General features: G+C 68.5%; 12 protein-coding genes. 10 read left to right on the top strand and 2 right to left on the bottom strand.

Annotated features, from left to right (window positions below):
* The 7 genes from FKP22_RS31955 to FKP22_RS11075 form a co-directional block, all read left to right on the top strand.
* The coding region (locus tag FKP22_RS31955; RefSeq protein WP_170200853.1) for a hypothetical protein at window positions 1–195 on the top strand (195 nt) is incomplete at its 5' end.
* A gap of 205 nt (window positions 196–400) precedes the next feature.
* Window positions 401–2,281 (top strand): pectate lyase-like domain-containing protein, encoded by a 1,881-nt coding sequence (locus FKP22_RS11100; RefSeq protein WP_211361374.1) that lies wholly within the window; start codon window positions 401–403, stop codon window positions 2,279–2,281.
* 176 nt (window positions 2,282–2,457) lie between these two features.
* The gene (locus FKP22_RS11095; RefSeq protein ID WP_141287556.1) at window positions 2,458–3,243 is read left to right on the top strand and encodes a transporter substrate-binding domain-containing protein; all 786 of its coding nucleotides are present in this window, start codon (window positions 2,458–2,460) and stop codon (window positions 3,241–3,243) included.
* A 21-nt stretch (window positions 3,244–3,264) separates the two neighbouring features.
* A complete protein-coding gene (locus tag FKP22_RS11090) occupies window positions 3,265–3,933 on the top strand; it encodes an amino acid ABC transporter permease (protein WP_141287555.1) in 669 nt (222 codons plus the stop codon).
* A 133-nt stretch (window positions 3,934–4,066) separates the two neighbouring features.
* A complete protein-coding gene (locus FKP22_RS11085; protein ID WP_170200852.1) occupies window positions 4,067–5,050 on the top strand; it encodes an SLAC1 anion channel family protein in 984 nt (327 codons plus the stop codon).
* Window positions 5,051–5,195: 145 nt separating this feature from the next.
* A complete protein-coding gene (locus tag FKP22_RS11080; RefSeq protein ID WP_141287553.1) occupies window positions 5,196–5,429 on the top strand; it encodes a DUF2789 family protein in 234 nt (77 codons plus the stop codon).
* A gap of 27 nt (window positions 5,430–5,456) precedes the next feature.
* A complete protein-coding gene (locus FKP22_RS11075; protein WP_170200851.1) occupies window positions 5,457–6,482 on the top strand; it encodes an MBL fold metallo-hydrolase in 1,026 nt (341 codons plus the stop codon).
* 73 nt (window positions 6,483–6,555) lie between these two features.
* Here the strand turns inward: FKP22_RS11075 and FKP22_RS11070 are convergent, their stop codons facing one another.
* Window positions 6,556–7,392, bottom strand: coding sequence for an alpha/beta fold hydrolase (locus FKP22_RS11070; protein WP_170200854.1), 837 nt, complete (start codon window positions 7,390–7,392; stop codon window positions 6,556–6,558).
* A 627-nt stretch (window positions 7,393–8,019) separates the two neighbouring features.
* On the opposite strand from FKP22_RS11070, the gene FKP22_RS11065 reads away from it, so the two are divergent.
* The 3 genes from FKP22_RS11065 to FKP22_RS31950 all read left to right on the top strand — a co-directional run bounded on the left by FKP22_RS11065 (window position 8,020) and on the right by FKP22_RS31950 (window position 10,268).
* Complete coding sequence (locus FKP22_RS11065) at window positions 8,020–8,907, top strand: RNA ligase family protein (protein WP_141287551.1); 888 nt, start codon at window positions 8,020–8,022, stop codon at window positions 8,905–8,907.
* A complete protein-coding gene (locus tag FKP22_RS11060) occupies window positions 8,904–10,043 on the top strand; it encodes an AAA family ATPase (RefSeq protein ID WP_141287550.1) in 1,140 nt (379 codons plus the stop codon). The genes FKP22_RS11065 and FKP22_RS11060 overlap by 4 nt, the downstream gene beginning before the upstream one ends.
* Window positions 10,044–10,130: 87 nt before the next feature.
* Entirely contained in the window at window positions 10,131–10,268 is a 138-nt protein-coding gene (locus FKP22_RS31950) for a response regulator (protein WP_170200850.1), read from the top strand.
* Between the two features lie 13 nt (window positions 10,269–10,281).
* Here FKP22_RS31950 and FKP22_RS11055 read toward each other — a convergent pair.
* Window positions 10,282–10,680: alpha/beta hydrolase fold domain-containing protein (locus FKP22_RS11055; protein WP_141287549.1), on the bottom strand; the 399-nt coding region annotated here is incomplete at its 5' end.

Raw genomic sequence — 10,680 nt, 5'->3', positions numbered from 1 at the left:
AACGGCCGCCTGGGTGACCGCGGCCTGAGCCCGAGCGCACGCGACGCCACCATCAGCCTGAGCAACCGCGGCAGCGTGGTCAATGCCAACGACGCCAAGACCCTGGCGCTCTATGGCCGCACCGGTGACGGCGTGGACCTGCAGAGCAACTACAGCAGCTGCCCCGGCGCGGCGGCGGGCGAGTCCTGCCACTGAGCTGCTTTTTGCCCCTGACACGACGGCGCCCCGCGGGGCGCCGTTTTTCCTGGCTCACCCACACCGCAGCGCCCTGACGCACAAGAAGTAACCCCCTCGAAACTCCTGCGGAGTAAGCTGCGCCGCGGCACCGATGGAATCGGTTCCAAACCGGCGCAGCGCGCTGCCCGCATCGCGGCCGCCGCCACAACAAAAGGAGACAGAGATGCAGCTTCTTCCCACCTCACCGGCGGGTCGCGCGCCCGCGCGCCACAACGCCGAGGCGCGGCGCACACGACCGCTGATGCTGGCGCTGGCCGCCGTCATCGCCACCACCGGCCTGTCGGCCACGGCCTTCGCGAAGTCCGTCAAGCCCACGGTCGTCGCCGCGCCGGACTTCGGCCCCAACGTGCACATCCTCACGCCCGACATGGCGCTGGCCGACATCCAGACCGTGGTCGACGGCATTGCCGCGCGCCAGGTGTCCAACCAGTTCGGCCCCGAGCGTGATGCCGTGCTGTTCATGCCCGGCGCCTACGGCACGCCGGCTGCGCCGCTGAACTTCCAGGTCGGCTACAACACCGCCGTTGCCGGCCTCGGCCGCTCGCCCACCGACGTGACCGTGACCGGCTCGATCAACGTCTACAACCAGTGCGACAGCAGCGGCTGCTTTGCGCTCAGCAACTTCTGGCGCTCGCTGTCCAACCTCAACATCGAGGTCAGCAACAGCAGCTTCGGCTGCTACGCCGGCGAGTTCTGGGCCGTCTCGCAGGCAGCACCCATGCGCCGCGTGCGCGTGAACGGCAACACCACGCTGATGGACTACTGCACCGGGCCGTCCTATGCCAGCGGCGGCTTCATTGCCGACTCGAAGTTCGAGAACACCGTGATCAACGGCTCGCAGCAGCAATGGCTGGTGCGCGACAGCGCGATGGCCGGCTGGAGCAACGGCGTCTGGAACCAGGTCTTCTCCGGCGTGCTGGGCGCGCCTGCGCAATGCTTCCCCGGCGGCAACGGCTGCGGCCCGTACACCACGCTGGCCACCAGCCCGGTGACGCGCGAGGCGCCCTACCTCTACGTGGACGGTGACAGCGGCTACAAGGTCTTCGTGCCGGCCCTGCGCCGCAACTCCAGCGGCACGACCTGGGCCAACGGCCCGACCGCCGGCACCGCGATCCCGATTGCCGACTTCTTCATCGCCAAGCCCAGCGACTCGGTGACCGCGATCAACCAGGCGCTGGCCGCTGGCAAGCACCTGATCCTCACGCCAGGCGTCTACAACCTGAGCCAGACCATCGTCGTCAAGCGCGCCAACACCGTGGTCCTGGGCCTGGGCTTTCCGACGCTGGTACCGCAGGGCGGCGTGATCGCGATGAAGGTCACGGACGTGCCGGGTGTCGACATCGCCGGCGTGGTCTTCGATGCCGGCCCGGTGCTGTCCTCGGTGCTGCTGCAAGTGGGCACCAAGGCCAACACCGCTGGTTTCACCGACCAGCCCGGCGCACTGCACGACGTGTTCTTCCGCATCGGCGGCATGGCGGCCGGCTCGGCCACCAACAGCCTGGCGGTGAACACCGGCGGCACCCTGCTGGACAACATCTGGGCCTGGCGTGCCGACCACGGCAACGGCGTGGGCTGGACGGTCAATCCGGCCGACCACGGCGTGATCGTCAACGGCGACGACGTGACGGCCTACGGCCTGTTCGTCGAGCACTACCAGAAGTACCAGGCGATCTGGAACGGTGAGCGCGGCAAGGTCATCTTCTTCCAGAACGAAATGCCTTACGACCCGCCCTCGCAGGCCGCCTGGTCCAAGTCGCCCACCAGCCCCGGCTGGGCCGCGCTGAAGGTGGACAAGGACGTGAAGGCCTTCAACGCCTGGGCGCTGGGCTCGTACACCTTCTTCAACCAGGGCATCGACATCTTCGCGGCCCGCGCGTTCGAAGTGCCGCGCAGCCTGCCCAAGGGCAGCCTGAAGGACATCACGACCATCTTCCTGGACCCCAGCCACGGCATGGGAGGGACGCTGAACGTGATCAACAGCACCGGCGGCCCGGCGCTCATCACCAACCCGAGCACGCCGGTGACGGTGACCAGCTTCCCGTGATGCGGGCAGGCTGAACTGACCGGCAACGGCGCCCCGCGGGGCGCCGTTTTCCTTGGTGCTTTCGCCACGCGCCAGCAGCTTCGCGGGCCTTGGTCCACAATCTCCGCGCCGCCTCTGGCAGCCTCACTCCCCTCGGTGCCACCGGGCATCGCCTCACTCAGGAAGCGCACAAGATCATGAAGATTTCCACCTCGCTCTTCGCCGGCCTGGCGCTTGCCACCGCTGCCCTCGCCACTCACGCGGCCGACCTGCTGGACGGCGTGAAAAGCCGTGGCACGCTGCGCGTGGCGCTGGAAGGCACCTACCCGCCGTTCAACTTCAAGGACAAGGGCGAACTCGCCGGCTTCGAGGTGGACCTGGCCAAGCTCATCGCCACCAAGCTGGGCGTGAAGGCCGAGTTCACCACCACCGAGTGGAGCGGCATCCTGGCGGGCCTCTCAGCCGGCAAGTACGACGTGATCCTCAACCAGGTCGGTGTGACCGACCAGCGCAAGCAGGCCTTCGACTTCAGCGAGCCGTACACCATCTCGGCGCCGCAGCTGATCCTGCGCAAGAACGAGACGCGTGAATTCAGGAACCTCGAAGCGCTCAAGGGCCTGAAGCTGGGCGTGGGCCAGGGCACGAACTTCGAGCAGAAGGCCAAGGCCACGCCGGGCGTGGAGGTGCGCAGCTACCCCGGCGCGCCGGAATACCTGCAGGACCTGGCCGCCAAGCGCATCGACGCGGCGCTGAACGACAGCCTGATGGTCAACTACCTGGTCAAGACCTCGCCGCTGCCGATCAAGCCCGGCGCGCCGGTGGGTGACGTGGAAAAGTCGGCCATTCCCGTCGTCAAGGGCAACCCGCAGCTGCTGGCCGCGCTGAACAAGGCGCTGGCCGATGCGTTCAAGGACGGCAGCTTCAAGACCGTCTCGGTCAAGTGGTTCGGCGTGGACGTCAGCAAAGCGCCGTCCGAGCGCTGAGCAACTGACGAAGACCCACCGATGGAACTGCTGGATCTTTGGGAACTGTTCCGCGATGCCGCGCCCATCCTGCTCAAGGGCTGCGGCTACACGCTGATGTTCGCGCTGGGCGCGATGGTGGGCGGCACCGTGCTGGGCTTTCCATTGGCCATTGCCCGCGTGCTGCCGAACAAGGCGCTGCGCGGCGCGGCAGCGGCCTACGTCAGCATGATGCGCGGCACGCCGCTGCTGGTGCAGGTGTTCGTCATCTACTACGGCCTGCCCAGCATCGGCATCGAGTTCTCGCCGTTCACCGCCGGCCTGCTGGCGCTGAGCCTGAACGCCGCGGCCTATCTCTCCGAAACCTTGCGCGGCGCGCTCAACGGCGTCTCGCGTGACCAGTGGGCCGCCGGCTACAGCCTGGGCCTCACCTACGCGCAGGCGCTGCGCTTCGTGGTCCTGCCACAGGCCTTGCGCACAGCGCTGCCCGGCATGAGCAACACCTTGATCAGCCTGATCAAGGACACCTCGCTGGTCTCGGTGATCACCGTGACCGAGCTGATGCTGGCGACCAAGGAACTCATCGCCGCCACCTTCCGTCCGCTGCCGCTGTACCTCGCCGCCGCCGCGCTGTACTGGTTGATGAGCCTGGCCTTCGAGCGCCTGCAGGCCTGGCAGGAGAAGCGGCTGAACCGCGCCCACGCCCGGTAAGCGGCGCCGCCCGGGAGGGCGGCGCATCGTCCACATGGGAGTCGTCTTTCGGCGGGTCTTGCCTGACAGTGGCAGGGTCCGACGCACGCGTGACACGCGTTGTCACGCGTCGCGCGCCAACCGAAAGACGACCATGACCACCACCGCGCTGCCCACTGTCCAACCCCTGCTCGCGCGCCAGTCCGTCGCCAACTTCGCCTGGGTCATGGGGCTGGGTGGCCTGGCCAATGCCTATGCCGGCGCGCACGCGGTGTTCGGCCTGCCGCTGTGGTGCAGCCAGGTGCTGCTGGGGCTGAGCTGCGCGCTGTTTGCCTTGCTGGTCGTGACTCACGTGGCCAAGGCCTTGCTGCACTTCGACGCGGTGCGCGCCGAGTTCAACCACGCGGTGCGGTCCAGCTTCTTTCCGGCCGCTTCGGTCGCCACCGTGGTCGTGGCCATCGGCCTGCGGCCTTACAACGAACCACTGGCGCGGGCCTTGTGGTGCCTGGGCGCCGCAGCGCACTTCGCGCTGGCGCTCACCTTGATCCGCCGCTGGCTGCTCGCGGCGCAGGACGAAAGCGTGATGACGCCGGCCTGGTTCATCCCGGTGGTCGGCAACATCCTGCTGCCGGTCGGCGGCGCGCCGCTGGGCTTCGTGCACGCCAGCTGGTTCTTCTTCTCGGTCGGCCTGGTGCTGTGGCTGGTGTTCTTCACGATCGCGATGCACCGCGTGCTGTTCTTCGCGCCGATGAGCGAGCGCAGCATCCCCACGCTGTTCATCCTGCTGGCGCCGCCGTCGATCGGCTTTGCGGCCTACACCGCGCTGGAAGCCACGCAGGTCGGCCAGGTGGGCCTGCTTGCCACGGTGCTCTACAACCTGGCACTGTTCATTGCCATCCTGCTGGCCACGCTGGTGCCGCGCATCACGCACGGCCCGTTTTTCCTCAGCTGGTGGGCCATGACCTTCCCGCTGGACGGCTGGGCCGGCGCCTGCCTGGCCTACCACCGCCTGCAGCCCGGCCCCGCCACCGGCGCGGTGGCCGCCGTCGCGCTGGGCTGCGCCACGCTGATGGTGCTGTGGATGACGCTGCGCACGCTGCTGTACATCCTGCAGGGCAAGGCCTTCCTCGAAGACTGAACCCGCGCAGCGGCGGGCAAGCGTCGACCTCTGCATTTCGGGAGAGCGGCGACGGCCCCATTGCCAGGGGACGGATCGCCGCGCACGCGGCGAGCATGCGCCATGGGCGCATGTCGCGCACCACCACCGATCCACAGGAGTTCCCATGACCCAGCAGCCCTGCCACGACCTGCCCACGCTGTTCCAGCAGCTCGGCCTGCCCAGCGCCGAAGAGGACATCGCCCGCTTCGTCGCCACGCACCGACCGCTGGCCCCCGGCGTCGTGCTGTCCGAAGCCTCGTTCTGGACGCCCGCGCAATCGGACTTTCTCTGCACCGGCATTGCCGACGATGCCGAGTGGGCCGAGGTGGTCGACCGACTCAGCCAGATGCTGCGCTGAGCGCCGCACGCTTCAGAAAGCATTCAGATGTCTCCTCATTCGCGCATTCCCGGCAAGATCTCCACTGTCATGGCAGGCGCCCTCACGGCCTGCGCCCTGCTCGCCGTCGAGCTTGCCGTCCCGCCGGCCCGGGCGGCCGCCCCGCAACAGCGGGTGCAGGTGGCCGGCTGGTACCGCATGATGCTGGGCGACTTCGAAGTCACCGCGCTGCTGGACGGCACCCACCCGTTCCCGGTCGACGAGGTGATGACACACGCCACGCACGAACAGCTGGACCAGCTGCTCGCCAGCGCCGACACGCCGCGCCCGGTCGAAGGTCCGATCAACGCCTTCCTGATCAACACCGGCTCGCGGTTGGTGCTCATCGACAGCGGCGCAGGCACGCTGTACGGCGAGTGCTGCGGCCACCTGATCGCCAACCTGCGCGCGGCTGGCTACCAGCCGGAGCAGGTCGACGACATCTTCCTGACCCATTTACACCGCGACCATGTTGGCGGCATCAACGCCCGCGGCCAGATGGCGTTTCCCAACGCCACGCTGCACATCAGCCGCACCGACGCCGACTACTGGACCAGCCGCGACCAGCAGAAGCTCGCGCCCGCCTTCCTCGGCTCGATGTTCGACGGCGCCATCGAGTCGCTGCAGCCCTACCTGGCAGCGCATCGCGTGCAGACCTTCGTCGGCGGCGTGGACCTGCTGCCTGGCCTGCGCGCCATGCCCAGCGCCGGGCACACGCCTGGCCACACGGCTTATGTGGTCGAGAGCCGGGGGCAGAAGCTGGTCGTCTGGGGCGACGTGGTGCACGTCGCACCCATCCAGTTCCCCGCACCCGGCATTCGCCTGAAATACGACAGCGACCAGGACCAGGCCGAGCAGGTGCGGCGCCAACTGTTTGCCGAAGCGGCCCAGCAGGGCCAGTGGGTGGCTGCGGCGCACATCGCCTTCCCCGGCATTGGCCACATCCTGGCGCGCGACGGGCGCTACGACTGGGCACCGGCAGCGTTCACCAGCTGGCTGCCCGCGCCCGCCGCGGCCTCCGCGCCGGCGCGCTGAACGCAGACGCAAAAAAGCCCCGGCCTTCGCGGGCCGGGGCTTTTGCGTCGAGCCGGAAGCCCGCGCGCGGGACTCAGCCCTTGATGAAGGCCAGCAGGTCGGCGTTGAGCACGTCGGCGTTGACCGTCAGCATGCCGTGCGAGTAGCCCTTGTAGACCTTCAGCGTGCCGTTCTTCAACAGCTTGATCGACTTCAGCGCCGCGTCTGCGATGGGGACGATCTGGTCGTCGTCGCCGTGCATCACCAGCGTCGGCACCTTGATGGTCTGCAGGTCTTCGGTCTGGTCGGTCTCGGAGAAGGCCTTGATGCCGTCGTAGTGCGCCTTGGCGCTGCCGGTCATGCCCTGGCGCCACCAGTTCTGGACCACGCCCGGCAGCGTCTTCGCGCCAGGACGGTTGAAGCCGTAGAACGGGCCGGCCGGCACGTCCAGGAAGAGTTGTGCGCGGTTTTCGGCCACGCCCTTGCGGAAGCCGTCGAAGACCTCCATCGGCAGGCCTTCCGGGTTGCTCGCGGTCTTGAGCATCAGCGGCGGCACGGCGCTGACCAGCACGGCCTTGGCGACGCGGCCGGACGGCTGGCCGAACTTGGCCACGTAGCGGGCAACTTCGCCACCGCCGGTCGAGTGGCCGATGTGCACGGCGTTCTTCAGGTTCAGATGCTCGACGACCGCAAACGCGTCGGCCGCGTAGTGGTCCATGTCGTGGCCTTCACTGACCTGCGCCGAACGGCCGTGGCCGCGCCGGTCATGGGCGACCACGCGGAAGCCCTTCTGCAGGAAGTAGATCATCTGCGTGTCCCAGTCGTCGCTGGACAGCGGCCAGCCGTGGTGGAACACGATGGGCTGGGCCGACTTGTCGCCCCAGTCCTTGTAGAAGATCTGGACGCCGTCCTTGGTGGTCACATAGCTCATGGTTTGATTTCCTGTTGGGTCGTTGGGGTGGGACAGATGAGACGCGGCAATGGCCGCACCGGGCAAGGCGAACGTGGCGGCCAGGCCGGCACCGCTCACCAGCAGTTGCCGGCGGCTGAGGTTCGCCAAAGTGGTTTCGAATTCGATGGACACCGGGGTGCTCCTCGCGGGTTCGTGGGTTGGACGAAGTCATTGTGTTGACCCGCGTCAAGCCCGACATCGCCATGACACCCGTGTCCGGTCTAGGTCGAATGGCCGGGTTGACCCTGTACCTTGGGAGTGCTCAGCCAAGCGCAAGTTGCCGCAGCGAGACGCAACATGCAAGCCCTTGTCAGCACCGGCCTGCTTGGCTAGACTGCGCTCCCTTTGCCACCCCCAGCCGCCACGGAGCTTCAATTGCCCTGCCGCATCGCCGCCCTTTAAGCCGTCGACCGCTTTCCGACTCGCCCCAGGCGCTGACCCCTCAGCCCTCGCCATGCCGCCGCCCCGGCGCATGCCCCAGAGTCCGGCCGCCGCTGCAAGCGCTCCGTGCCCGCGCCGCCACGCCATGGTGGAGGCGCCGCACCCAGCCAGGCAGGCACCGCGTTGTCAGGTCGTCGGTTCGTTCACCCGAACCTGGAGACGACCATGTCTGCGCCATTTGACGCGAAGCATCCGCTCGCGCCCGAACTCCACTCGCTGGAGATCCTGAAATACCCCCGCACGCCCCACCTGGAGGGCTCCCGGCTGCAAGCCGGTGACGAAGGGCACGACCACGTGCCGCTGGCCGACTTGCGCGGCCGGCATGCCGTGATCGAAGAAAAGCTCGACGGCGCCAACGTCGCCGTCTCGTTCACCTCGGCAGGCGACTTGCTGCTGCAATCCCGCGGCCACTACCTGGCCGGCGGCGGGCGCGAGCGCCAGTTCGCACCGTTCAAGCAATGGGCCAAGGCCCACGAAGCGACCCTGCTCGCGCTGCTGGAGGACCGCTACGTGATGTACGGCGAGTGGCTGTACGCGAAGCATTCGGTCAGCTACGACCGGCTGCCGCACTACTTCTGCGAGTTCGACGTGTTCGACCGGCAGGCCGGCGTGTTCCTCAGCACGGCCAGGCGCCACGCGCTGCTGGCCGGCTCGCCGGTGCTCAGCGTGCCTGTCCTTCATCAGGGCACCATGCCAGCGGCGCTGAAACCGCTGCGCGCCTTGCTGCAGCCTTCGCTGGCCAAGGGGCCGGCGTGGCGGCAAGCCTTCGAGCGGGCGGTGCGGCGCCAGTCGCTGGACCTGGCGCTGGCCTGGCGGCAGACCGACGCGTCCGACCTGGCCGAAGGCCTCTACATCAAGCTCGAAGACGGCGAGCAGGTGCTGGGCCGCTACAAGTGGGTGCGGCCGGACTTCGTGCAGACCATCCTGGACTCCGGCTCGCACCACAGCACCCGACCCTTGATCCCCAACGGCCTGGCCGACGGCGTGGACCTCCACGCGCCGCAGCCGCTGGTCGGCTGGCCACAACCCAACCACGATGGAAGGACCGCATGAACGCCGACACCTTGCGCGCGCTGTGCCCTGCGCCGGGGCAAGACTACGACTGGGCCGCCTGCTGCGAGGCCATCCCTCGCCTGCATGCGCTGGAGACCACGCCGCAAAGCCCGCGCTATCACGCCGAAGGCAATGTGGGCATCCACACCAGCATGGTGCTGGACGCGCTGCTGGCCGACCCGCACTACCAGGCGGCGGGCGACACGCGCCGCCTGGTGCTGTTCCTGGCCGCGCTGCTGCACGACCTGTGCAAGCCGGAGACCACGGTGGTGGACCCGCTGACCGGCGACATCGGCCAGCCCGGCCACTCGCGGCGCGGCGCGGTCGACGTGCGGGTGCTGCTGTGGCGGGCCGGCCTGCCGTTTGCGGTGCGCGAGGCCATCTGCCGCATCGTTGCCGCGCATCAGGTGCCCTTTTTCGCTTTCGACTCACGCCGCGGCGAGTCGCCCGAGTTCATCGCCCGCAAGCTGTCCTGGGGCGTGGACCTGTGCGACCTGGTCTGCGTGGCACGGGCCGACATGCGCGGGCGCATCTGCGAGGACCAGCAGGCGCGGCTGGACGACATCGCGCTGTTCGAGGAGTTGGCGCGGGAGGACGGCTGCTGGGACCAACCGAAGGCCGCCGCGTCGGCCCACACGCGGCTGATGTACGCCCGCGGTGCAGCGCTGCACCTGGACACGCCACTGTTCCAGCCGCCCGGCTCGCAAGTCATCGTGCTCAGCGGCCTGCCGGCCTCGGGCAAGAACCCCTGGGTGGACCGGCACGCGGCCGGCCTGCCGGTGGTCTCGTTCGACGACGCGAAGACCGAGCTCGGCCTGAAGCATGGCGAGAACGACGGCATGGCCGCACACCACGCGGTGGACAAGGCCAAGGCCTTGCTGCGCCGGCACGCGCCTTTCGTGTGGAACGCCACACATCTCAGCGAGCAGATGCGCAACAAGACCCTGGACCTGCTCTACGCCTACGACGCGCAGGTGCAGCTGGTCTACCTGGAGGTGCCGCATGCCACGCTGTTCCAGCGCAACTGCCTGCGCGACACCACGCTCAGCCAGCAGGCCCTGGCGCGCATGCTGCACCGCTGGGAACTGCCGCTGCCGTGGGAGGCGCACGAGGTGGACCACGTGATCGGAGGGTGACATCCACCACGCAGCTGTTCGGGCGCCACAGGCCGATGAACCTGGCGCTGGTCTCCAGCGTGCTCGGCGACAACGGCCCATCCGGCGGTGACGGCCATCGACGCGGCCTCGGCGCTCACTGCCATCGCACACCAGCCGCGCGACCTGATCCTGATGGACGTGCAACTGCCCGGCATGATCGAAGCGCTGCTGCAATCGACACCTGACGCTGGCGCTTTACCTTGACGTGCAGCTTGCCCTAGGCCTCGTGCAGCGCGTCGCCCAAGGCGCGACCGAGCTGCCGCTGCGCGGCGCGCGCGGCCGCCGAAAATCCACCTTGCGACAAGAAGCCGTGCGGCAGGCCATGACACTCGATCACGCTGACCAGCACGCCACTGTCGTTGAGGCGTGCTCCCAGGGCCAGGCCCTCGTCGCGCAGCGGATCCAGCGCTGCCAGCATCAGCAGCGTACGAGGCAATCTCGACAGATCGTCCGCCAACAAGGGTGCGCCGCGATGATCGGGCGCGCGGCCGGCGTCGCCGAAGAAATGGTGGCTGCACCAGTCCATCGTGCGCTTCGTCAGGGTCGGCCCGGCCGCGTGCGCCGTGTGCGATGGATAGTCGCCGTGACCGCCCGCGGCCAGCGGGTAGGCCAGGGC

It is taken from the genome of Ideonella azotifigens (genome assembly GCF_006519715.1).
In the GTDB taxonomy this organism is placed as follows: domain Bacteria; phylum Pseudomonadota; class Gammaproteobacteria; order Burkholderiales; family Burkholderiaceae_C; genus Ideonella; species Ideonella azotifigens.
This window is presented reverse-complemented; position numbering and strand designations above follow the sequence as displayed.

Excerpts from the sequence above, each read along its gene's own strand:
- FKP22_RS11100 (WP_211361374.1), top strand. The coding sequence starts at position 401 with ATGCAGCTTCTTCCCACCTCACCGGCGGGTCGCGCGCCCGCGCGCCAC.
- FKP22_RS11095 (WP_141287556.1), top strand. The coding sequence starts at position 2,458 with ATGAAGATTTCCACCTCGCTCTTCGCCGGCCTGGCGCTTGCCACCGCT.
- FKP22_RS11090 (WP_141287555.1), top strand. The coding sequence starts at position 3,265 with ATGGAACTGCTGGATCTTTGGGAACTGTTCCGCGATGCCGCGCCCATC.
- FKP22_RS11085 (WP_170200852.1), top strand. The coding sequence starts at position 4,067 with ATGACCACCACCGCGCTGCCCACTGTCCAACCCCTGCTCGCGCGCCAG.
- FKP22_RS11080 (WP_141287553.1), top strand. The coding sequence starts at position 5,196 with ATGACCCAGCAGCCCTGCCACGACCTGCCCACGCTGTTCCAGCAGCTC.
- FKP22_RS11075 (WP_170200851.1), top strand. The coding sequence starts at position 5,457 with ATGTCTCCTCATTCGCGCATTCCCGGCAAGATCTCCACTGTCATGGCA.
- FKP22_RS11070 (WP_170200854.1), bottom strand. The coding sequence starts at position 7,392 with ATGAGCTATGTGACCACCAAGGACGGCGTCCAGATCTTCTACAAGGAC.
- FKP22_RS11065 (WP_141287551.1), top strand. The coding sequence starts at position 8,020 with ATGTCTGCGCCATTTGACGCGAAGCATCCGCTCGCGCCCGAACTCCAC.
- FKP22_RS11060 (WP_141287550.1), top strand. The coding sequence starts at position 8,904 with ATGAACGCCGACACCTTGCGCGCGCTGTGCCCTGCGCCGGGGCAAGAC.